Source organism: Streptomyces sp. NBC_00016 (genome assembly GCF_045040885.1).
GTDB classification, from domain to species: Bacteria; Actinomycetota; Actinomycetes; order Streptomycetales; family Streptomycetaceae; genus Streptomyces; species Streptomyces coriariae.
This window is the reverse complement of sequence record NZ_CP108304.1, coordinates 10063691-10086943: the sequence shown is the minus strand read 5'-3', so window position 1 is coordinate 10086943 and position 23253 is coordinate 10063691. Positions and strand designations below refer to the sequence as shown.

The following is a 23253-nucleotide window of genomic DNA, read 5'->3' as shown; positions in this document are numbered from 1 at the left end:
TCACCGCACAGGTGACGGGCGGTGACGCCCGGTGCCTGTACACGCGATGCGAGGGCCCCTACTTCTGTCCTTCTCCCGCCGCCCTACCAGGAAGGTCGCATCCATGAGCGCTGCGGAGCTGGCCCGACTCCAGTTCGCGGCCACCACCGGCATCCACTGGCTGTTCGTGATCCTCACGATGGGGCTCGTCCCCCTCGTGGCATTCATGCACACCCGGGCCGCGTACACCCGTGATCCCGCCAAGAAGGCTGTCCGGGAGCGCATGACGCGCTTCTGGGGACAGCTCTACGTCATCAACTACGCGGTCGGTATCGTCACCGGCCTGGTCATGGAGTTCCAGTTCGGGTTGAGCTGGAGCGGACTGAGCAAGTTCGCGGGCAACGTCTTCGGGGCGCCGCTGGCGCTCGAGACGCTGATCGCGTTCTTCGCCGAGTCCACGTTCCTCGGGATGTGGATCTTCGGCTGGGGGCGGCTGCGCCGGGGCGTGCATGTCGCTCTCATCTGGCTGGTGGCCCTCACCGCGTACGCTTCCGCGTTCTGGATCCTGATCGCCAACGGTTTCATGCAGCATCCCGTCGGCTACGAGGTCCGGGGCGGTGTCGCCTACCTGACCGACTTCGGGGCGCTGCTCACCAACGACATGGCGCTGGTCGCCCTCGGCCACATCACGCTCGCCGCGCTGATGACGGGCGGCATCTTCGTCGCCGGGGTCAGTGCCTGGCACTTCGCCCGGGGCACCAAGGAGACCGACCTGTTCCGCTCCTCCCTGCGTCTGGGGACGTGGGTGGCCATGCTCGCTTCCTTCTTCGTCGTCGTCGTGGGTGAGCTGCAGCGTCCGGTGATCGAGCGGACGCAGCCCATGAAGGCCGCCGTGCTGGACGGCTCCGGTGTCGCCGAGGTGCAGCGCCGGCTCGTGGAGCAGTTCGGGCCCGGTGACTATGTGCCGCCGGAGGGCTGGATCCATCTGTCGATGAACGCGATGACGCTCATCGGCAACACCATCTCCACCATCACCTTCATCGCGGTGTTCCTGCTGTGGAAGGACCGGCTGGTGCGGTGGCGTCCGATGGCCTATCTGATGACCGCGATGATCCCGTTCGCGTTTCTCGCCTCGGTGGCCGGCTGGGTGGTGCGTGAGGTGGGACGCCAACCCTGGCTCGTCTACGGCCATCTGACGGTGGAGGACGCGCTGTCCCACGTCAGCAGGGCCTCGTTGATCGCGTCCTGCACGCTGTTCATCGCCGTCTTCCTGGCGCTGGCGGTGACGAACTGGACCCTGATCACCCGCTTCGCCGTCCGCGGCCCCGAGGCCACCCAGCTCGGTGCCACCGAGCCGCTCGCCGAGGACCGGCTCGAGGGTCCCACGGACGGTGCCGGTGACAAGCAGCCGGTCCCGGCTTTCTGAGGGGAAGTTGACGAGATGACTTTGCAGACCGCCTGGCTGGCCCTGCTGGGCCTGCTGCTCGCCGGGTACTTCGTGCTCGGCGGATATGACTACGGTGCACAGATGCTGCACCCCTTCCTCGGCAGGTCCCGCGAGGAGCGGGAGCGCGGCAGGGCCCCGGACCGCAACGCCGCGCTCGATGCCATCGCTCCGTTCTTCCTCGGCAACGAGGTGTGGCTGGTCGCCTTCGCGGGAGTGATGTTCGGTGCGTTCCCGCATCTGGAGGGCACCCTGCTGCCCGCCATGTATCCGCTGATCGTGGCGATCCTGGTCGGTCTGGTCCTCGGCAACGCGGCCGTGCAGCTGCGCCGCCGGGCCCGGGGGGCGTCCGGCCGCCGGGTCTGGGACGCGCTGATCGTGTTCGGTGGCGCGCTGCCGGCCCTGTGCTGGGGGCTGGTCGTGGGCCTGCTGCTGCACGGTGTGCCGCGGCGGGCCGACGGCAGCTTCCGGGTCGGGTTCGGTGAGGTGTTCACGCCGTTCGTGCTGGTGTGCGGTGTCACCACGATCCTGCTGTTCGCGGCGCACGGTGCGGGCTTCGTCGCCCTGCGCTCGGAACCCGAAGTGGCCGGCCGGGCACGGCGGCTGGGGGCGCGGCTGCTGACCGCGACCGGTGCGGCGGCGCTGCTCGCACTGCTGCTGACGGTGTTCGGCGAGGGTGCCTCGATGACCAACCGGGCAGCGGCGGCCGCGATCGCCGCCGCGATCGTGGCGGCGATCGGTGTCGCCCGGTGGTCCTTCGCCGGCGGGCACCAGGTGCGGGCGTTCGTGGCCACCTGCTGCGCGACCGCGCTGCCGGTGCTGCTGATCGGGGCGGGGCACTACCCGTACCTGCTGATCAGCTCGGCCGGCCACGGGCTCGACATCGGGCACGCCGTCACCGACGACGCCACCTTGAAGATCCTCAGCGGGTTCGGGGTGCTGGTGGTCCCGACGATCCTGGCGTACCAGGCGTGGAGCTGGTGGGCCTTCAGGGGACGTACGGGACGCCGTCATCTCAGCTACTTCTGAGCAACCGCCCGTCAGCCGCCACCGTAGTAGGGGGAGGGATCGCACATGAAACCGGTCGAACGCCGTCTGATGCGGGAACTGCCGGTGCTGCGACGCCATGTGGGGCGTTCGGCGTGCCTGGCGTTCCTCGCCGCGGTCCTCGTCGTCGTCCAGGTGACGCTGCTGGCCGGGGTCCTCGCGGATGCCTTCGCCGGGCACGGGGTCGCGTTCGCGGCGCCGGCCGCGCTGGGCGGCGTGGTGGCGCTGCGGGCGCTGCTCGGCTGGGCGCGGGACGTCCTCGCGCAGCGGGCCGCGGCCGACGCCAAGCACGCGCTGCGCGGCCGGCTCACGGACCGGCTCGGCCACGCCGCGCCGTCCGCGCCGGCGGCGCGCCGGCACGGCGAGACGGCCACCTTGCTCACGCGTGGGCTGGACGCCCTGGATCCGTATGTCACCGGGGCGCTGCCCACCATGGCGGCCGCCGGCGTCGTCCCCCTCACGGTGGTGGTCTGGCTGTTCGTGACCGACTGGTCGTCGGCGCTGATCGTCGTCGTGACGCTGCCGCTGATCCCGGTGTTCGGGGCGCTGGTCGGTATGCACACCGCGCGGCGCACCGCCCGGCAGTGGCGGCTGCTGGCGCGGCTCGGCGGGCACTTCCTGGATGTGGTGGCCGGGCTGCCGACGCTGCGGGCGTTCGGCCGCGAGGACTACCAGGCGCGGCGGGTCGGGGAGATGGCCGATGCCCATCGCCGGGCCACGATGCGGACCCTGCGGGTGGCGTTCCTGTCGTCGTTCGTGCTGGAGACGGTCGCGACGCTGTCGGTGGCGCTGGTCGCCGTACCCGTCGGGCTGCGGCTGCTGGGGGGTGCGCTGGATCTGCGTACGGCCCTGGTCGTGCTGTTCCTGACGCCGGAGGCGTATCTGCCGCTGCGGGCGATGGGGGCCGCCTTCCACGAGAGTTCGGAGGGCGTCACGGTGGCGGAGCAGGTCTTCACGATCCTCGACGAGGGCAAGGGCGAGGGCGGGGCCGGGGACGCCGGTGAGCGGCCCGCGTCGCCCGATGTCCGTACCGTGCCGGTGTCGCTGCACGGTGTGTGCGTCACCTACCCGGGCCGGGCCGTGCCCGCCCTGGACGGTGTGTCGTTGCAGGTCCAGCCCGGTGAGCACGTCGCCCTGGTCGGACCCAGCGGGGCGGGCAAGTCCACGCTGCTGGCGCTGCTGCTGGGGTTCGTCGAGCCCTCGGCCGGCCGGATCACGGTCGGGGGCACCGACCTGGCGGACCTCGACGCCGACGACTGGCGGACGCGGCTGGCGTGGGTGCCGCAGCGCCCGCACCTGTTCGCCGCTTCCGTGGCGGACAACATCCGCCTCGGGCGGCCCGACGCGAGCGATGCCGAGGTGCGCCAGGCGGCCCGCGACGCCGACGCCGACCACTTCGTCGAGGCCCTTCCCCAGGGCTACGACACCTTGCTCGGCGAACACGGTGCGGGGCTGTCCGCGGGGCAGCGGCAGCGCCTCGCCCTCGCCCGGGCCTTCCTCAAGGACGCGCCCGTGCTGCTGCTGGACGAGCCGACCGCGCATCTCGACCCGGACAGCGAGGCCGCCGTCACCCGTGCCACGGTGCGGCTGATGCGCGGACGTACCGCGATCGTGGTGGCGCATCGCACGAGCCTGCTCCCGTACGCCGACCGTGTCGTCACGGTGCGGGGCGGGCGGCTGGAAACGGTGGCGGACCCGCGCCCGGCAACGGTGGGGTACGAGCGCACGCAGGCGGCGGACGGACGTCCGCAGGCGATGGCGAACTCTTCCCTCCGTGCACCGCGACTCCTTCCCCCAGAAGGGGCTTTGACCTCATGACTTCCTTGTACACGGCGGCCGCGCGCCGCACAGACTCCCGTCCGGCGGTCGTACCCCCCGTCCGGCCGTCGGGCGGGTCCTGGCCGACGGTGCGCCTGGTGCGTCACCTTCTGCCGTACTGGCGCAGGCTGCTGACGGCGGGGCTCGCCGCGGCCGGCAGTGAACTGGCGGCGGCCGCCCTCATGGCGACCGCGTCCTGGCTGATCACACGGGCCGCGCAGCAGCCGCCGCTCGCCTCGGTGAGCCTTGCGATCGTGGCCGTGCGCGCCCTGGCACTGGGGCGCGGGGCCCTGCGTTACGGTGACCGGCTGCTCGGGCACGACGGTGTGCTGCGGGCCGTCGCGGGGTTCCGCACCAAGGTGTACGAGGCGCTGGTGCCGCTCGCCCCTGCGGGGACGCCCGCTTTCCGCAGCGGTGATCTGCTGACCCGGCTCGTCGACGACGTGGATGCCGCGCAGGATCTGCTGCTGCGGATCCTGCTGCCGGCCGCGGCCGCCGCCGCGGTGTGTGTCGCCGCGACCGCGACGGCGTCGATGCTGCTGCCCGAGGCGGGTCTTGTGCTCGGGCTGCTTTTGTTCGTGGCCGTCCTGCTCGTGCCGACGACGGTGCTCGCCGTGGCCCGGCGCACGGGGCGGGCGCAGGCGGCACTGCGGGCCGAACTCGCCGCGCACGTCGTGGACTTGAGCGAGGGGGCGGCGGACCTCGCCGCCTACGGCGCCCAGGGGCGGGCCGCCGCGCGGGCCCGGCTGGCCGCCGCGCGGATCGCCCGGCTGGAGCGGCGGCGTGCGCTGACCACGTCGCTGGCGTCCGCCGTGCTGATGCTGTTCCAGGGGGCGGCTCTGGTGGCCGTGGTGTGGAGTGCGCTGGGCTCCCATGCCGACGGAGAACTGCCCGCCGTCCATCTGACGGTGCTCGCGGTGCTCTCCCTGGTGGCCTTCGAGGCGCTCACTCCGCTGCCGGCGGCCGCGTTCCGGCTCGCCGACGTGCGGGCCCGGGCAGGGCGGCTGGCCGACCTCTTCGACACGTCGGCGCCGGTCGTCGAGCCGGCCGCCGCGCCGGCGCTCGTCGTGGACGGTCCGGTCGGTGTGCGCATCCGCGATCTGACGGTGCGCCACCAGGGGTGTGACGCACCGGCGTTGGACGGTCTGAGTCTGCACCTGCCGGCCGGACAGCGCACCGTGCTGCTCGGCGCGAGCGGCTCGGGGAAGTCGACGCTGATCTCGGCGCTCATGCGGTTCGTGGACTACGAGGGCGGCAGCATCGAGGTCGCCGGCCGCGAGCTGCGTGACTGCGCCGGCCATGAGGTGCGGCGGGTGATCACCGGGATGACCCAGGACGCCCACGTCTTCCACGCCACCATCCGCGCCAACCTGCTGCTCGCCCGGCCGGACGCCGGCGACACCGAGCTGCGCGACGCGGCGCGCCGGGCGCGGATCCTGGACTGGATCGAGTCGCTGCCCGACGGATTCGACACCTGCCTGGGGCCCGACGGCACGGAGCCCTCCGGCGGCCAGCGGACCCGGCTGCTGCTGGCCCGCGCGCTGCTCGCCGATCCGCCCGTCCTCGTCCTGGACGAACCGACCGAGGGACTCGACCCGGATGCCGCGGCCGGCGTGCTCGCCGACATCCTCGACGCCACCCGCAACCGTACGACCCTTCTGGTCACGCATGAACGGGAGGGCCTCACCGGCGCCGACCAGGTCGTGACGATCGACCGCGGACGGGTGCGCGCCGGTGCGGCCGGTGAGGGCCTGGCCGCGGGGACTCCCGTGGCCCGCTGACGGAAACGTCCTCCACTTGTCGCCTGTCCCGAGTTGCTGCTTCCGGCGTTGATCGATCACGGTTCAGCGGCCGTCCCCGCGTAGCCCGGCGGTACCGAACTCGCCCTTGAGCAGCTGAGGTACAGGAAATCCCGGTGAGATTGATCTGCACACCGGCGGTCCGCGAGGGGGTGAGCCGCAGGCGTCGGTCTGGCCGCCTCCACGGCCGCCTCCACGGCCGGCACCCGCACGGACAAGCCGCTGCCGACGTTCAATCAGATCGCCGTGGTGGTCGCATGGACCGCGGACGTATGGGTGACGCGGCCACGGCGCCCACTACGACGCTCCTCACAGGGCCAGCGCGGTTCGCGCCAGTCCGCGCAGCCAGGCGTGGGCGTGATCGGTGTCGTAGCGCTGATGCCATGACAGGTATACCGGTGCCGACGGCAGTTCGAGCGGGAGGGGGAGCACGACCAGGCCGAAGTCGGCGACCGCTGACCGCGTGGTGGCTTCGGGGACGCTGATCAGGATGTCGGAGCCGCGCGCGAACTCCAGAGCGGCCCCTTCCGTGGGCGCGGTCGCCACCACACGGCGGGTGAGGCCGAGCCGGGCGAGGGCGTCGTCAATGGCGTTGGTGAGGTTTCCGCGTCGCGAGACGGTGACGTGTTCAGCGTCGGCGTACTGCTGTGCGGTGAGGGTCCTGACGCGGGTGAGGGGGTGCCCCTGCCTCGCGACGACGACGAGGCGGGTCCCGCCTACGTTCTCGGCACGGATGTCCGGTGCGCTCGGGCGGTTGGAGTTCGCCTCCAGGTCGACCTCGCCGCGCCGCAACTCGGGGGTGTCGATGCTCGATTCCGCGACGAAGCGCAGTCGCACGCCCGGCGCCTGTCCGCGCACGGCCGCGAGCAGTGCGGGGCCGCTCAGGGCGACGAGGGAATCGTGCCAGCGGAGTGTGAACGTGCGCTCGAGCATTGCCAGATCGAGTTCACGGCTCGGTGCCAGCACCCCCTGGACCTGGTGCAGCAGCTCGTGCACCTGTTCCCGGACGGCGATCGCATACGGCGTCGGGGTCATCGTGCGGCCGGTGCGCACGAGGATCTGATCCCCGGTCGTGCGCCGGATCCGGCCCAGACTCCGGCTCATCGCGGGGGCGGTGACGTGCAGGCGCGCCGCCGCCCCGGCCACACTGCCCTCCTCCAGCAGCGCGTCGAGCGCGGCGAGCAGGTTCAAATCCAATTGCATGTGAGTAATCCTAGCCGTGCCTGACATGCATTTGAAGTTAATCGCCGGTCTGCCTACCGTTGAGGCGAAAGCGCAGGGAGTAACGCGCAGTTCGGCCCTCGACCGGCCTCAGCACCCCTCCACAGACGGGAATACCGCCATGTCCGAAACGCTCCGGACCACCGACGTCGCCGCCTCCGACGCCGACCTGCTCGCCCAGACCGCGATCGCCGTGCGTGAGGCGGGCTCGGCGCTGCGCGAGCGCTTCGGCGAGGTGGTCCGCTACCAGAGCCGCGAAGAGCTGATGCGCGCGCTGGCCGTCAACGACGACGCGGCGCTCGACATCCTGCGTCCCCGTCTCACGAGCCTGCGCCCGCAGGCCGGCTGGGTGGAGGACGAACTGGACGGCGGGGCGCTGCCGGCCGGCGAGTGGTGGGTCGTGGATCCGGCCGAGGGCAACGTCAACCACCTGCACGCCCTGCCGGAGTGGGCGGTGACCGCCACCCTCGTGCGGGAGAACCAGCCGGTGCTCACCGCAGTGCACCTGCCGTTGACCGGCGAGACCTACACCGCGCTCACCGGCGCGGGCGCCCACCTCGACGGCCGGCCGCTGCACGTCTCCCGGACCGCCGGCCTCGGCCTGAGCATCGTGGCCACCAGCCAGGCCCGGCCGGACGAGGACGAAAAGGTCGTGCAGCGGGTCGGCTCCTCGATCACCGCGATGCTCTTCGACGCGCTCGTCGTCCGCGTCGCCGTGCCGGCGACCCTGCACCTGCTGAACGTAGCCGCCGGCCGGATCGACGCCTTCTGGCAGTTCGCCGGCGCCCGCGCGGACCTGCTTCCCGGCGCGCTGCTCGTCACCGAGGCCGGCGGACGGATCTCCGACGCCGAGGGCCGCCCCTGGACCCCCCAGAGCCAGAGCTTTGTGGCCGCCGCGCCGGGCGTCCACGCCGAGGCCGTGTCCACGCTCTCACGCTGACCGCGCACTACAACCCGCACGCCCACGGAAGGACCAGATCATCATGACCAAGATCGCAGTTCTCGGAAACGGCCGCGTCGGCGGCAACCTGGCCGCAGCCCTCGCCCGGGCAGGACACGAAGTGACAGTGGCGGACCGCACGCCGGGCGCCGCCGCCGACGCCGCCCGGACTGCCCGGATCGTCATCAACGCCACCCCGGGCGCCGGCTCGCTGGACCGGCTCGCCGCTCTGCGCGAAGAACTCCGGGACAAGATCCTCGTCGACGTCTCCAACGCCACCACCGACGGACCGGACGGACTGCCCGCCGATCTGATCTACCCCGGCTCGAGCCTGGCCGAACAGCTCCAGAAGGCGCTCCCCGAAACGCGCGTCGTCAAGACACTCAACACCATGCTCTTCCCGGTGATGACCTCGCCGGACACGCTCGCCCAGACACCGACCGCGTTCCTCTCCGGCGAGGACGCGCAGGCCAAGCAGAGCGTCCGCGAACTGCTCACCGACCTCGGCTGGCAAAAGGAATGGATCACCGACCTCGGCGGGATCCAGACCGCCCGCGCCACAGAGGCCGCGATCCTGTTCGTACCTCACGTCATCCGTTCCACCGGATTCACACCCTTCGCGATCTCCATCGCCCGCTGACAAACTCGAACCCGGCGACGTCCTCTTCGCCGGCGTCGTGCCAAGCCCGGCCCGCCGCATCGGCATCGGTGTGGACTCCGGCCCGCCGGGGACGGCGACGGGCGGCGCGCGCGCTTCGGGCAACGGCCGAATACGCGCACACCGCCATCGTCCTGCCGCGGGTGTTCCTCGGGATCGGACCCGGCAACCGCCCCGGCACCGGCTTCGCAGGCTCGCCGGCCGGGGCCGAAGGACAAGATCGATCAGCCCTTGCTGTTCCACCTGTCGAGCGCGGCGTAGGCGGGCTGCCATTCGTTGCGGTAGGCGGCGCGTACGGGTTCGGGCAGTACGGCGAGCATGGTGTTGACGGTGTCCTCGTCGGCGCCGTCGAGGACCCAGGGGGTCAGAAGGGGTCCGTCCGGCCCGGTCTTGGCGCCGTGGATGCGGCCGTAGTGCTGCCACTGCTCCAGCGTCAGGAGGTCCTCGATCAGCGGCAGTGCCTGGTCCTCCTCGTGCTTGAGGTGTCCGGTCAGGTTGACGGCCAGGCTGTCAACGGCGGTCGCGAGGCGTTCAGGCCCGCCCTCCGGGTCGGCCAGCGCGGCGTCGATGGTCTCGACGAGCGGGTCGATGGCGGCGTGTTCGGCGTCCATCGCGTCCAGCAGGGCCAGGTCGTCGGGGCGGCCGGCCGCCGCCTGGCGCAGCACCGGCCACAGCGCTTCGTCCTCGGCGGTGTGGTGGATGTGCAGGGCCTTCTTGAATATGTCCCAGCCGGCGGCGCCGGTGAGGACCCGCCGCGGGTCGTCGTCGACGCGCGCCGTGATCGCGGCCATGATGTCCAGCTCGCGCCGCAGCGCGTTGTGCATCGCGTACATCAACGACATGTCGAGCCTGTCGCCCATGGTCTCTCCTGATCTGTCCCGTGTCGGCGGACCGGAGTTCTCGCATCCGGCCTCGTCCGCGGTGTCTGTCGGTTCTGTGCCGCGCCGGTCGCGCCGATCCGCAGCCTCACCCTCATGACAGGCCGTGGCGCACAAATGTGACCGCCGCCGACCGTACCCAGAAAGTCCGTCTGCGCCTCGCCGGCTGGACGCCGTCACTAGCCGAAGCCGAGCCGCGGAACAGATCCGGCCACATCGCACCGATACGGGCGCCCTCAGGGGCGGGACGGCTTCCGGGGCGGGGAACCGTGCGTGGGCCGTGGGCAGTTGGACGTCGGCCCTCCTACCGGCTCTTCCAGCGCCCGGCCTGCCGCCCGGCCTGCCGTCCGGTTCGCCGCCGGCACGCGCCGCCAAGTCGGCGCCAACCCGGTCGACAGTCACAAACAAGTCATGTGATCGATGCTGAGGCGCCAGAACAAGATGCAGGGGGGCGGTCATACCGCAGCAGTGCGAGTCGGTCCCGGTGCGTCCTGTGTGAATACCAGTCATCAAGTCGTGGATTCACTCGAACCGGAGGGAATGAGGCCAAGATGTGGCGTCTCAAAACGAGCAGGACACTGGCCGCCGGTGTGGCGGCAGCGGCAGCGCTCGTCGGCGTGGGAGCCGGACCATCGGGACAGGCGGCCGAGGCCGTCACGCAATCGCCCCGTCCGACCAGCCATCTCACCAGCGACGCACCGGTCACCGTGGTGGCCAGCGGGCTGAACTCACCGCGGAGCCTGACCTGGGGATCTGACGGTCACCTCCTGGTCGCCGAAATGGGGGCCACCCCCACGGAGTGCCGCGGCACCGGCTTCGCCACCAGGTGCTACGGCCTCACCGGGTCGGTCGCGGACGTCTCTTCCGGCGCGCCGGTGCGGATCGCCGAAGGACTGCCGACGGCGTTCAACCAGGAAGAGACGATCGGCCCCAACGGCCTGGCCGTCGGGCCCAACGGCCACGTGTACACGCTTCAGGCCGGGTCGCCGGAGCAGGTCCCGTCCAGTCTGCCCGCGGACCTGTCCGCGGTGCTGAGCAAGCAGTACGGGTCGGTGATGGACATCACCGGCGGCCGCCGCAAGGTGATCGCGAACCCCGGCACGGTCAACTGGCAGTGGACCGCGGCCCACCCGGACCTGTCCAACACCTATCCCGCCTCCAACCCCTACGCGCTGACGACGAAGCCGGGTGGCGGGTTCTACCTGGTGGACGCCGGGGCGAACACGCTGAGTTCGGTCGACCGTCACGGCCGCGTCAAGGTGCTCGCCTTCGTCCCCAAGACGCCGGCCGGCTCGGACGCCGTGCCGACCTGCGTCGACGTGGGCCCCGACGGCGGGGTGTACATCGGCGAGATCACCGGGCACGGCAACTCGGCCACCGCGGCCAACGTGTACCGGTACTCGCCCAAGACCGGCAAGCTGAAGGTCTGGCAGAGCGGCTTCAGCGCCATCAGCGGCTGCGGCTTCGGTGCCAACGGTGACTTCTACGTGACCCAGTTCGACACCACCGGGTTCCTGCCGACCGGCGACCCCATCGGCAACGTCATCCAGATCAACCACCGCAACAACTCCCGTACCGTCCTGGCGGACGGAAAGCTGTTCGCGCCGACGGGCTTCGCGGCGGGCCCCGACGGCTCCATCTACGTGGCGAACAAGACCATGATGTGGCCGGCCTGCACGGACGCGCCGGCCTGCACCACCTCCACGGACATCGGAGCCACCGGCGACGGACAGATCGTCAAGATCGGCTGAGCCTGTCCAGTCATCTCGTTCGCGGGCCGGGCCGGCCACTTCCGGCCCGGCCCGCGACGCGTGTTCGCGAGGGCAACCTCGCGGTCCGTTCACGGCCGGGCGGCAACTGCCCGGCGGCAGAAGCGACGATGACGGTTACGGGCGGCAAGGGGCCGTGCCCGCGCGGGAGGACGAGCTGCCGACGGCGGCAGGCCTCGCGGCGCGGCACACCTGGCCTCGCCGCACGCGCCGGTGCCCGATGCGGCCCGCGGCCCCCGCGGCCGCACGGCACGCCGGTCGCGCATCTGCCGTCTCCGCTGCTCCAGCAGGGCTCCAGAGTCCCCACAGTGCAGCGATGCATCCTCTGCCAGGTCTTTGCTCTTCCATCACACGCAACACCCCACGGGGAGGGGACATGATCCAGCGCAGAACCGTCCTGAAGGCGGGGGCAGCACTGACCGGCGCCCTCGGCGGTGCGGGCCTGCTGGTGCCCGCCGTGGCCGGTCCCGCACAGGCCACCGACCTGGACCCGAGCACCGTTCCGCAGTTCCAGCAGGCGATGCCGGTGCCCGGGGTCGTGCAGCCGGTGTGCGACCTGGGCCTGACCAGCTACTACGACATGACCCTGCAGGAGGCGGACGCGGAGATCCTGCCGGGGCGGCTGACCCGGGTCCGTACGTTCGACGGAAGCTTCCCCGGTCCCGTCATCAAGGCGGTCTCCGGGCGACGCGTCGTGGTCAGGCAGACCAACCGGCTGAGCGTGCCCACCTCGATCCATCTGCACGGCGGCCACGTGCCCCAGAGCAGTGACGGCTCCCCCATGGACATCATCACGCCGGGCGGCGGGTCGAAGATCTACACGTACCCCAACAGCCAGCCGCACGCGAACCTGTGGTTCCACGACCACACCCACCACCAGGAGTCGGAGACCGTCTACCGCGGGCTGACCGGCCTCTATCTGCTCACCGACGACGTGGAGCGGAACCTGAACCTTCCCTCCGGGGCGTACGACGTGCCGATCGCGCTGCGGGACGCGCGCTTCGACGACAGCGGTCAACTCGTGTACACCATGGGTGACTTCATGAAGCGCCAGGTGCTGCTGGCCAACGGCAAGGCCTGGCCGTACTTCGAGGTCGCCGCCCGCAAGTACCGCTTCCGGCTGTTCAACACGGCCAACCTGCGGTTCTTCACGCTGCAGTTGTCCGACGGCTCGGCCTTCCAGCAGATCGGTTCCGACGGCGGGCTGCTGGAGAAGCCGCTCGACGTGACGTCGGTGTCCCTCTCCCCCGGTGAGCGCGCCGACATCGTCGTCGACTTCTCCCGGTACGCCGCCGGCACCAGGCTGATCCTCACCAACACCGGCGGGCTGCTGCCCGGCGACCCCGTCGACCAGGTCGGCAGGGTGCTGCAGTTCCGGGTCACCGGGGCCGTCCGGGACACCAGCAGCGTGCCCTCGACGCTGCGCACGCTGCCCGCCGCGGGCAGCGCCACGGTCAGCCGCGACTTCGTGCTGAGCATGGACGAGACCGGCGCGACCATGGACGCGTTCATCAACGGCAAGTCGTACGACATGGACCGGATCGACACCGAGATCAAGTACGGGGCCACGGAGATCTGGACCGTGCGCAACGCCAACATCTACACCCCGCACAACTTCCATATCCATCTCGTGCAGTTCCGCGTACTGGAGCGCAACGGCAAGCCCGTCACCTCCGGACCGGAGAGCGGGCTGAAGGACACCGTGCCGCTCCTGCCCGGGGAGACGGTCAAGCTTCAGGCGACCTTCACGGGCTACGAGGGCACCTACGTGTACCACTGCCACATGTTCGACCACGCGTCGATGGGCATGATGGCGAACTTCCGGGTGCGCAAGCCTTCGCTGCGCCGTAGCTGACGCGCGCCGCGGCTGACACCAGCCGCCGGGAAACGAAAGGAGGGCCGGGGTGACCCGGCCCTCTTTCGTGTCGCTCAGGCGGTGTGTGTCAGGACAGTGCCTTCTCCGGCTCGCCGGCCTCCGGCTCCTCCACCTTCGGCTTGGCGGCCCAGGCGGGTGCCGGAAGCGGGCCGCTGCGCAGGATCAGTCCGCCGAGGACGGCGCCGGCGGTGAAGATGGCGGCGCACCACCAGAACACCTGCTGGTAGCCCTCGATCGCGGCGAGCTGGAACACCTCGGCGCTCGGCTTGCCCTGCGCGTGGCTGGAGACGTAGTCGCTGGCCGCGCTGGCGGCGATCGTGTTGAGCAGGGCGGTGCCGATGGCGCCGCCGAGCTGGGAGCCGGCGCTGATGGTCGCCGAGGCGACGCCCGCGTCCTGCGGGGCCACACCGGAGGTGCCGGTGTTCAGAGCGGCGGCGTAGATCATGCCCATGCCGAGGCCGATGAGCATGAGCGGGCCGAGGATCGCGGTGGCGTAGTTGGAGTCGGCGCCGATCTGCGTCAGCCAGAGCATCGCGCCGGCGTTGACCAGCATGCCGATGGTGATCAGCGGACGCGGGCCGGACTTCGGCATCACCTTGATGTTGCCGACGTTGCTGGCCACACCGGTGACGATCATCATCGGGAGCAGGGCGAGACCGGACTTGATCGCGGAGTAGCCGAGCTCGGTCTGCAGGTAGTAGATCAGGAAGAGCAGCACACCGAACATGCCGATCCCGACGAGGAGCGAGGTCAGGTAGGCACCACCGCGGTTGCGGTCGGTGACGACGCGCGGGGGCAGCAGCGGCTGCTGGGCGCGGGTCTGCCAGGCGGCGAACACGATCAGCAGCACGGCACCGGCGGCGAGGAAGCCCCAGGTCGAGGGGGTGTCCCAGGAGTGCGTGGCCGCGTTGGAGAAGCCGTACACCAGGCCGAAGAGGCCGGCGGAGACCAGGATGACGCCGGGGATGTCCAGGCTGGCCTTGGCGCGGGGCTGGCGCGGGACCAGGCGGCCGCCGACGATCAGGCAGAACGCGGCGAACACCAGGTTGACGTACATGCACCAGCGCCAGTTCAGGCCGGAGGTGAGCGCGCCGCCGATCAGCAGACCGAGACCGCCGCCGCTGGCCGCGACCGCGCTGAAGGCGCCGAAGGCCTTGCCGCGCTCCTTGGGGTCGGTGAACGTGGTGGCCAGCATCGACAGCGTGGTGGGCGCGAGCAGTGCGGCGAAGACACCCTGGGCCGCGCGGGCGGTCACCAGCATCCCGAAGCTGGTGGCCGCGCCGCCGACCGCGGAGGCCGCGGCGAACCCGACCAGGCCGACGAGGAAGGTCTCCCTGCGGCCGATGAGGTCAGAGAGCTTTCCGCCGATCAGCAGCAGCGTGCCGTAGCACAGGGCGTACGACGTGACGATCCACTGCTTGTCCGCGTCCGAGAAGTCGAGGGCCTCCTGCGCCGACGGCAGAGCCAGGTTCATCACCGTCATGTCGAGGGTGAGCATGAGGTAGGCGACACAGATGACGGCGAGAACCATCCACCGCCGTGAGTCCCTTGCCGCAGGCACGGCACTGGTTGTGGACATAGTCTGTTCTCCTCGTTGTTTTTTGGGTCGGACTCAAGGCCTCGTCCCTTTGACAGGTCCCGGCGGAGGAATGTGACGGGCTGCCGTCACCGATTTCCCGGCGGGGCCTTCGGGGCTAGGGCCTTTCGGGTGTCCCGTGGTCCATGAGCTGGGACAACACCTGTGTCAGCACGGCCGCCGGATGGTCGGCCGCGTCCATGGAGCGCCACGCCACGTGGTTGTCGGGGCGTACCAGGACGGCGCCGTCTTCGGTGATCTCCCGTACGTCGGCCCAGCTGTCGCCGGTGTACTCGGCGCCGGCTCCGATGCGGGCGACGGTGAGGGGGATCGAGAACTTCTCGGCGACCTGCTCGGCCGCCTCGGCCCAGCCCGCGCCGGTGGGGCCGGTGAGGAGGGCGAAGCCGCCGGTGGCGCCGACCAGGTCGTGGGTGGACAGCCGTCGGCCGTCGCGCTCCAGCCAGGCGTGCGGCAGCCGGTGCCCGGGGCGGGTGGTGGGGTGGTACTCGGTGCCCATGGGCGAGCCGGCCGGCGCCTGGGTGCCGTCGGGGACGAGGGCGCCTTCCTCGTAGACGTAACCGATCTCCAGGTCGTGGGCCTGGCACTCGGCGCGGTGGGTGGCGAAGAGCTCCGCCGCCCTGGCCCGCCTGACCTCTCCGGCCTCGGACTGCTCGAAGTAGTCGGCGAACGCGGAGGAGCGGCGCTCGGGCGGGACGTGCGGGCCGAGGCCGAGGGCGGCTTCCGTCATGACGCGGTGGTGGAACCAGGCGGCCAGGCCCCAGTCGACGTTGCGCTTGCCGACCGGTCGCCGCTCGCTCTCGTAGGTGTCGAGGAGTCCGTCGTCGGCGTGGCCGGAGAGGACGGCGGCGAGCTTCCAGGCGAGGTTGTGGACGTCCTGGATGCCGCCGTTGAGGCCGAGTCCGGTGGTGGGCGGCTGGCGATGGGCGGCGTCGCCGACGATGAGGACGCGGCCGGACCGGTAGCGGTCGGCGAGCACGCCCTCCACCGTCCACTGCGACACCTTGTGCACGGTCAGTTCGAGGTCGGGCAGGCCCAGCACCTCGCGGATGCGGGCGGCGACTGCCTCGGGGTCGGCGCGGTCGGCGTCGCCCAGGAGGAAGGAGGTCAGGCCCCATTCCTCACACTGCCGGCCCCAGTGGGGGCCCATCTCCAGCAGGGTGAAGTTGCGGTCGGCGCGCTCGGGGTTGATGAACCAGGTCATCAGGGTGCCCTCGTGCCACCACTGCGACAGGTCCGCGGAGAAGTAGGCGGTGGAGACGTCGGCCATCTTCACGGTGCCCTGCATCTGCACGCCGAGTCGGGGGCCGAGGGTGCGGCCGCCGTCGGCGGCGATGACGTAGCGGGCGACGACCCGTGTGGCCTCGCCGCTGTTCAGGTCGCGGATCTCGGCGACGACCCGGTCGCCCTGATCGTCGAAGGAGACCAGTTCGTGGGAGAACAGCACCCGGCCGGGATTGCGTTCCTCGGCGGCACGGCGCAGGATCGGCTCCAGCCTGAGCTGCGGCAGCTTGTACGGCAGTACGGGGCCGTCGGCGGCGTAGACGTCGGTCAGCGCGCCGCCGCCGAAGGCGTCCATCTCGTGGATGACCCGCCGGTCCAGGGGGCCGTCGCCGGTGAGTGTGGTCTGCCAGCGCACCCGGCCGAACCGGTCGGTGGAGGAGGCGCGTTCGACGACGGTGTCGTAGAGGCCGTGCTGCCGGAAGATCTCCATGGTGCGCTGGTTGATGTAGTGCGCTTTCGGAAGGATCGACGTGTCCGCGTGCCGTTCGACGAGCAGGTGCTGCACACCGTGGTCCGACAGGAAGAGGGAGGCGGACAGGCCGCAGCCGCCCCCACCCACGATCAGGACCGGAACCTCGGTCTCCTCCATTTTCGGCCTTCCATGAGTGAGGGCCCGCATGCAGGACGTCGGACGGTCGGGGACGACCCTGGTCGCCGACGGGCGGGCCGCGGAAACGGTTCGGCCGAGGTGGCGTCCCGGACGCGGCTTGTGGGCCGGCCCGGACACGACGGTCGGCGCCGCCATGGCGACGCGCCTCGGCCGATGCTGCGGTCCCAAGCATCGGCAGGGGTGGTTGGCCCGCACTATGGCCCCGGTTGGCGTCGGCTTGGCGCCTTGCGCCGTACGGGTGTACGGCGTGTCGGCCGGACGGGTGGACCGGGCGGGACCGTGTCACGTTCGGCTGGGCCGGGCTGTCGTATCCGGTGAGCGGAACACACCATTCAGCAGGCAGGAGCACAGCGATGAGTGACTTCCAGGACATCGTGGATCGCGTCGAGATCGAGGCGCTGCGCGGTGAGTTCACCGATGCGGTGATGATGCGCGACTACGCCCGGGCGGCCCTGTTGTTCACGCCGGACGGCGCGCTGCGGATGCCGAACATTCCCGTCGAGCTCGAGGGCCCGGAGGCGATCCGTGCCTGGGGCAGGCGGGTGCCGGAGATCGTGGACTTCCTTGTGCAGAACACCCATCCGGGCGTGATCCGGCTCGACGGGGACACCGCGACCGGTCGCGCGTACATGTCGGAGGTGGGACGGGCCTTCGACGGCCGCGGCGGCATCAACTACGCCATCTATCACGACCGTTACCAGCGCACCGGTGACGGGTGGAAGTTCGCCGAGCGGGTCTACGAGGTCCGCTACGAGGACTCCTCACCCCTGGCCGGGATCGCGCCCAACCGCCCGCAGTAGCGACGCCGGGGCGGGCCGCTCGTGCCCGGGCCCGGGGGGAGGGGGGAACCGCCCGCGGTCTACAGCTCCGCCGGCAGGGGTGCGCGCAGGAACTCGCCGCCGGGCAGGGCCGCGTGGTGCGGCAGCGGGCGGCGGCCGGACCGGTGCTGGCCGCGGGGGTTCGGGACGGCCGGCGGGCGCCAGGGTGAGGTCACGGCCGGTCCCTGGGGCGGCGGCCAGTCCAGGGACGGCGACTGGTTGAGTATCAGTTTCTCCAGCACTTGCAGTGCCGGCCGCGGGTCGATGCCCAACTCGTCCGCCAGCCGCCGCTGGTTGGTGCGCAGCAGTGCCAGCGCGTCGGCCTGCCGGCCTGCCCGGTACAGGGCCAGGCTCAGCAGTTCGCAGCCGTACTCGCGCAAGGGGTGGTCCTGGACGAAGGCCTCGAGTTCGGCCACCGCGATCTCGTGGGCGCCGACCGCGAGCAGGGCCGCGCAGCGGCCCTCGACCACCGACAGCCGCAGCTCCTCCAGACGGGCCACGTCCGGGCGGACGCCGGCGGCGTCGGCCACCTCGGCGTAGGCCGGGCCGCGCCACTGGGCCAGCGCCACCTCGAACTCGTGGACCGCGAACTGCGGGTCGTCCGCGTCCAGGGCCTGCCAGCCGGCGACGGCGCGTTCGCTGAACCGCTGCACGTCGACCTCGACGACCCGGCTGTCGAGCAGATAGCCGCGCCCGTAGGTGCGCAGCACCGTCGGCGCGGTGCGGGGCTCGCGGTCGGGCTCCAGCACGCGGCGCAGGTTGGCGACGTACGCCTGCAGGGAGGGGATCGCCGAGGGCGGCGGGTGCCCGGTCCACAGTTCCTCGACGATCAGGTCGACGGCCACCGGCTTGCCCACCTTGCTGACCAGCAGCGCCAGCAGGGCCCGCTGCTTGGGCGCGCCCAGGTCGACGAGGCGGTCGCCGACGACGGCCTCGATCGGGCCCAGGGCACGGAACTCGACCAGGGGGCGCGGCCGGGCCGGCGGGCGGGGCGAGGGACGCGTGGTCATCCGGGCGTCCTCCGCTCGCCCGGGTGCCGCGGCCGCCGCCCTTGGTGTGTTGCCGTGCGGGGTGAGGTGCCCGGTGGCCGGCTGCGTGAGCGTCCCGTCGGATGCCGGGAGTCCGGGGGCTCTGGCGAGCTCGCCGGCCATGTACGCCCACAGCGCCTCGTTGGTACGGCGCAGCTCACGGATCTCGCGTTCCAGCTGTGCGATGCGCCACGCGTCCTGGTGTGCGGGGCGCGCGAAGGGGCCGTCGGGCGGAATGCCGGCATCGGCTTTCTCGTGTGCCATCCGGGAACTCTCCCTTTCCGGGGCTTGGTTCGGGTGGCCGCACTCGGGGTGCGGCGCGGTGAATCGGCCTGCCTGGTGATCGGGATTCAGGGCGCCCGCTGTCCGGGCCCGTTGCGCGTCGCGTCGGCGTGGGGCGAGCCATGCCTTGGTCATTGTGCGCGAGTCGGTGCGGTGGTGGGCCGTGCGACTAGTCAGCGCCGATCGATCCTCCAGCCCGATTCGAGGCGGGTGTCCGACCCTGATGCGAGGGGAGCAGCGGGGGTGGCCGCGCACGGCATCGTGTCGCGCAAGGGGCCCTGGAACCAGCACCTTTGACGGACCGTCAGAACCAACGCATGGAGGTTTCAATGTCCGGAGCCGCTGATGTCGAGCGGGTGTACGCGGCCATGGAGGAAGCGGCCGGCTTGCTGGACGTGTCCTGCGCGCGGGAGAAGATCTACCCGCTGCTGACCGTCTTCCAGGACACGCTCACCGACGGCGTGGTCGTCTTCTCCATGGCGAGCGGCCGTCGTTCCACGGAGCTGGACTTCAGCATCTCGGTGCCGGTGAGTCAGGGCGACCCGTACGCCACCGTGGTGAAGGAGGGGCTGTTCCGGGCGACGGGGTCTCCCGTGGACGAGCTGCTCGCGGACACCGTCAAGCACCTGCCGGTGTCGATGTTCGCCATCGACGGGGAGGTCACCGGCGGTTTCAAGAAGACGTACGCGTTCTTCCCCACCGACGACATGCCCGGGGTGGCCCAGCTGACCGAGATCCCCTCCATGCCGGCCTCCGTGGCCGAGAACGCCGAGCTGTTCGCCCGCTACGGTCTGGACAAGGTCCAGATGACGTCGATGGACTACAAGAAGCGGCAGGTCAACCTCTACTTCAGCGACCTGAAGCAGGAGTATCTGCAGCCGGAGGCCGTCGTGGCCCTGGCCCGCGAGCTGGGCCTGCAGGTGCCGGGCGAGCTGGGGCTGGAGTTCTGCAAGCGCTCGTTCGCGGTCTATCCCACCCTCAACTGGGACACGGGGAAGATCGACCGGCTGTGCTTCGCCGCGATCAGTACCGACCCCACGCTGGTGCCCTCGACGGACGAGCGTGACATCGAGATGTTCCGCGAGTACGCGACCAAGGCGCCGTACGCGTACGTCGGCGAGAAGCGCACCCTCGTGTACGGGCTCACGCTGTCGTCCACGGAGGAGTACTACAAGCTCGGGGCGTACTACCACATCACCGACATCCAGCGGCAGCTGCTGAAGGCGTTCGACGCGCTGGAGGACTGAGGGGCGCCGCCGCAGCAGAGCCGATCTGCTGCGGCGCCGTCGGCGCGAGCGCCACGACAAGAGGGGCGGCCCGGTGCGGGCCGCCCTCTTCGTGCTGCCGTCCGGCGTTCAGCTCAGGATGATGATGTCCAGGCCGGTCAGGTCGGCGCGGATGTCGATGTCGGTGATCAGGCCGTCGGCGATGTCGAAGCGGAACACGGCGTGCGGCACGCCGTCGCGGACGTAGGCCAGTCCGGCGGAGCCGTCGATGAGGGCGGGCACCGGGGCCCAGGAGAGCTTGGCGAAGGCGCGGGTGACGGCGTCGGTGCCGCGGATCTCCTCGGTCAGGCCCATGCCGGTGGCCATGCCCATGCCCGTGGCCATGCCCATCCGCACCGCCGCCTGGTCGGCGCGGACCACGATGTCCGGGGCGAGGATGGACAGCAGGGCCTCGAAGTCGCCCTCGCGGGACGCGGTGAGGAAGGCGTGCACGAAGTCGGCCTTGCCGGCCTGGGAGGTCTCGGCGTGGGCGCTCTCGTCCGGGACCGGCACGTTCCTGGGGGCCGTGCCCGCGGCGTCCGGGACCGGCACGTTCTTGTGGGCCGCGCCCGCGGCGTCCGGCACGATGCCCTGCCGCTGGAAGCGGCGGCGGGCACGGCTGGCCAGCTGGCGGGCCGCGGCCGGAGTGCGGTCGACGATCGGTGCGATCTCCTCGAAGGGCACCGCGAACATGTCGTGCAGCACGAACGCCAGCCGCTCGGCGGGCGTGAGCGTGTCGAGGATGAGGAACATGGCGGCGCCGAGCGACTCGGCGAGCAGTGCCTCCTGCTCGGGGTCGGCCGACTCCGTCTCCCGGTGGTGCGCGCGGTCGGGGTCGGGGGCGTCCACCAGGTCCTCGCGGCGCGACTTGCGGGACTGGAGCATGTTCAGCGAGACGCGGGCCACGACGGTGGTGAGCCAGCCGCTCATGTTCTCCACCGCTGCGGCGTCGGCGCGGGTGACCCGCAGCCAGGCTTCCTGGACAGCGTCCTCGGCTTCGGGCATCGAGCCCAGCACCCGGTACGCCACGGCCCGCAGCCGGGCCCGGTCGGTCTCGAATCGAGCGGCCAGCCATTCGTTTTCGTTCATCGGGTCACGCCCTCCCATCGGTGCCTCACACGTCTGACAGTCCGGAGCCGACGAATGTGACGGGCAGGGACCGCACATGCGGCACGCGGCGGGGGCATCGCACCCGGACGGACGAGTCCACGACGGCACGGGAACCGGTGGGCAACCACCGGGAAGTCGCACGAGAAGTGCTCAGGAACGCGGCACGGACCGACTGGAGTGTGACGTGGGTCACCCCAAGAAGCGCTTGGCGCGGGTCAGCTGCATGTGTCACGATTGCGGCACCACTCGCCTGCCCAAAAGCATTTCCGGGGCGGCGAGTTGAGTGTTCGTGAAGCACCGCGGCCGGCTGCGATTCTCAGACAGCCGAAGTCCCCTCCTCGCGCGACGTACGCAAGCGGGAACCACGGCACCGCCCCAGCGTGCTGACCATCGCCGCGTCCGCCTTCCCTTCCTGTCCCTCACTGCCGCCCGTGCCGCCCTGTTCGGTACGGCCGACCAGGGCCGTCGCCCCGTCCGTGCGGCGCAGAACCACTGAACCACCACGCAGCGCTCGCCGCCAGCGGCGACGACTCGGTCTTGAGCACCCTTGTAGCGATCTGCGGCCCGGCCGGCCGCGGACCGTGTCACCTCCCCTCCGCTCGTGCGGACGGGAAGCCCGACGCGGTCCGCGGCCGGCCGTTGCCGTATCCGCGATCCCGCGTCGGCCCGCCGGCGGACAGACGGACGTGACCTGCCCTCACGGCCCTCAGCTCGACATCCTCCTGCCCTTGCTGTCCGAGACTCCAAGAGAAGTGGATTCCCTATATGCCCAGGCTGTGCAAACCGGCGATGAGCGCGCCGGAATACATCATCACGGTGGAAGAGACCCTGGAGTTCGCGCAGAAGGCGCACGCCGGCAAGGAGCAGCTTCCCCTGGCCCTTCGCCTGATCCGCAACACCGGCGTGAAGAAGCGGCACATAGTCCAGCCCATCGAGCAGACGCTGCGGCACCCGGGCTTCGAAGAGCGCAACCGCATCTACGAGATCGAGTCGAAGAAGCGCACCCCCGCGGTCATCGAGCAGGCCCTGGTCAACGCCGACCTGAGGGCCCGTGACATCGACGCGATCATCTACGTGTCGTGCACCGGCTTCATGATGCCGTCGCTGACGGCCTGGCTCATCAACAAGATGGGCCTGCGCCACGACACCCGGCAGATCCCCATCGCCCAGCTGGGCTGCGCGGCCGGCGGCGCGGCGATCAACCGGGCCCACGACTTCTGCGTCGCCCACCCCGGCAGCAACGTCCTGATCGTCTCCTGCGAGCTGTGCTCGCTGTGCTACCAGCCCGAGGCCGACGACATCGGCTCGCTGCTGTCCGACGGCCTGTTCGGTGACGCGGTCGCCGCCGCCGTCGTCCGCGGCATCGGCGGCGTCGGCATCGAGCTGGAGCGCAACGCCTCCTACCTCATCCCCAACACCGAGGACTGGATCTCCTACGCCGTCAAGGACACCGGCTTCCACTTCCAGCTGGACCGCCGGGTGCCCGGCACGATGGAGCCGCTCGCCCCGGTCCTGCGCGAGCTGGCCAAGGACCACAGCTGGGACGCCGGCAAGCTCGACTTCTACATCGTCCACGCCGGCGGCCCGCGCATCCTCGACGACCTCGCCAAGTTCCTCGAGGTCGACCGCGACGTGTTCCGGCACAGCTGGTCGACGCTGAGCGAGTACGGGAACATCGCCAGCGCCGTCGTCCTCGAGGCCGCCCGCCGGCTGTTCGAGGAGGACGCCCTGGCTCCCGGCGCCACCGGTCTGATCGCCGGGTTCGGCCCCGGCATCACCGCCGAGATGGCGCTCGGCACCTGGGGCGCCGACGTCTCCCAGAACGCGGCCTGA

Annotated in this window: 17 protein-coding genes; 11 read left to right on the top strand and 6 right to left on the bottom strand. The window is 71.1% G+C overall.

Going from position 1 to position 23253, the window contains the following annotated elements:
- The first annotated feature begins 103 nt into the window (after nt 1-103).
- The 4 genes from OG933_RS44375 (at nt 104) to cydC (ending at nt 6069) form a co-directional block, all read left to right on the top strand.
- The gene (locus OG933_RS44375) at nt 104-1405 is read left to right on the top strand and encodes a cytochrome ubiquinol oxidase subunit I (RefSeq protein ID WP_362535153.1); all 1302 of its coding nucleotides are present in this window, start codon (nt 104-106) and stop codon (nt 1403-1405) included.
- 15 nt (nt 1406-1420) lie between these two features.
- On the top strand, nt 1421-2452 hold the full coding sequence (gene cydB / locus OG933_RS44370) for a cytochrome d ubiquinol oxidase subunit II (protein WP_405624792.1): 1032 nt from the start codon (nt 1421-1423) through the stop codon (nt 2450-2452).
- 45 nt (nt 2453-2497) lie between these two features.
- Nucleotides 2498-4288 (top strand): thiol reductant ABC exporter subunit CydD, encoded by a 1791-nt coding sequence (gene cydD, locus OG933_RS44365; protein ID WP_405624793.1) that lies wholly within the window; start codon nt 2498-2500, stop codon nt 4286-4288.
- A gap of 98 nt (nt 4289-4386) precedes the next feature.
- Nucleotides 4387-6069 carry a thiol reductant ABC exporter subunit CydC gene (gene cydC, locus OG933_RS44360; RefSeq protein WP_405624794.1) on the top strand — a complete coding sequence of 561 codons (1683 nt, stop codon included), beginning with the start codon at nt 4387-4389 and terminating at the stop codon, nt 6067-6069.
- A 327-nt stretch (nt 6070-6396) separates the two neighbouring features.
- Here the strand turns inward: cydC and OG933_RS44355 are convergent, their stop codons facing one another.
- Nucleotides 6397-7290 carry a LysR family transcriptional regulator gene (locus OG933_RS44355; protein WP_362535142.1) on the bottom strand — a complete coding sequence of 298 codons (894 nt, stop codon included), beginning with the start codon at nt 7288-7290 and terminating at the stop codon, nt 6397-6399.
- A gap of 139 nt (nt 7291-7429) precedes the next feature.
- On the opposite strand from OG933_RS44355, the gene OG933_RS44350 reads away from it, so the two are divergent.
- Nucleotides 7430-8248: a 3'(2'),5'-bisphosphate nucleotidase CysQ gene (locus OG933_RS44350; RefSeq protein ID WP_362535139.1), complete on the top strand. Its 819-nt coding sequence runs from the start codon at nt 7430-7432 to the stop codon at nt 8246-8248.
- A gap of 43 nt (nt 8249-8291) precedes the next feature.
- The gene (locus OG933_RS44345) at nt 8292-8888 is read left to right on the top strand and encodes an NADPH-dependent F420 reductase (protein ID WP_362535135.1); all 597 of its coding nucleotides are present in this window, start codon (nt 8292-8294) and stop codon (nt 8886-8888) included.
- 242 nt (nt 8889-9130) lie between these two features.
- On the opposite strand, the gene OG933_RS44340 is transcribed toward OG933_RS44345, so the two are convergent.
- Nucleotides 9131-9766 (bottom strand): hemerythrin domain-containing protein, encoded by a 636-nt coding sequence (locus OG933_RS44340; protein ID WP_405624796.1) that lies wholly within the window; start codon nt 9764-9766, stop codon nt 9131-9133.
- Between the two features lie 569 nt (nt 9767-10335).
- On the opposite strand from OG933_RS44340, the gene OG933_RS44335 reads away from it, so the two are divergent.
- A complete protein-coding gene (locus tag OG933_RS44335; protein ID WP_362535129.1) occupies nt 10336-11535 on the top strand; it encodes a ScyD/ScyE family protein in 1200 nt (399 codons plus the stop codon).
- A 394-nt stretch (nt 11536-11929) separates the two neighbouring features.
- The gene (locus OG933_RS44330) at nt 11930-13408 is read left to right on the top strand and encodes a multicopper oxidase family protein (RefSeq protein ID WP_405624797.1); all 1479 of its coding nucleotides are present in this window, start codon (nt 11930-11932) and stop codon (nt 13406-13408) included.
- Between the two features lie 88 nt (nt 13409-13496).
- On the opposite strand, the gene OG933_RS44325 is transcribed toward OG933_RS44330, so the two are convergent.
- Entirely contained in the window at nt 13497-15008 is a 1512-nt protein-coding gene (locus OG933_RS44325) for an MFS transporter (protein ID WP_079073834.1), read from the bottom strand.
- 115 nt (nt 15009-15123) lie between these two features.
- Entirely contained in the window at nt 15124-16896 is a 1773-nt protein-coding gene (locus tag OG933_RS44320) for an FAD-dependent monooxygenase (protein WP_362535122.1), read from the bottom strand.
- Nucleotides 16897-17270: 374 nt separating this feature from the next.
- On the opposite strand from OG933_RS44320, the gene OG933_RS44315 reads away from it, so the two are divergent.
- Nucleotides 17271-17717, top strand: a complete 447-nt coding sequence (locus OG933_RS44315) for a nuclear transport factor 2 family protein (protein WP_362535119.1) — start codon at nt 17271-17273, stop codon at nt 17715-17717.
- A gap of 59 nt (nt 17718-17776) precedes the next feature.
- Here the strand turns inward: OG933_RS44315 and OG933_RS44310 are convergent, their stop codons facing one another.
- Nucleotides 17777-19027 (bottom strand): BTAD domain-containing putative transcriptional regulator, encoded by a 1251-nt coding sequence (locus OG933_RS44310; RefSeq protein WP_405624798.1) that lies wholly within the window; start codon nt 19025-19027, stop codon nt 17777-17779.
- 347 nt (nt 19028-19374) lie between these two features.
- Here OG933_RS44310 and OG933_RS44305 point away from each other — a divergent pair, with 347 nt between their 5' ends.
- Nucleotides 19375-20292, top strand: coding sequence for an aromatic prenyltransferase (locus tag OG933_RS44305; protein ID WP_405624799.1), 918 nt, complete (start codon nt 19375-19377; stop codon nt 20290-20292).
- 108 nt (nt 20293-20400) lie between these two features.
- Here the strand turns inward: OG933_RS44305 and OG933_RS44300 are convergent, their stop codons facing one another.
- On the bottom strand, nt 20401-21399 hold the full coding sequence (locus tag OG933_RS44300) for a sigma-70 family RNA polymerase sigma factor (protein ID WP_405624800.1): 999 nt from the start codon (nt 21397-21399) through the stop codon (nt 20401-20403).
- A 786-nt stretch (nt 21400-22185) separates the two neighbouring features.
- Here OG933_RS44300 and OG933_RS44295 point away from each other — a divergent pair.
- Nucleotides 22186-23253, top strand: a complete 1068-nt coding sequence (locus OG933_RS44295; RefSeq protein WP_362535107.1) for a type III polyketide synthase — start codon at nt 22186-22188, stop codon at nt 23251-23253.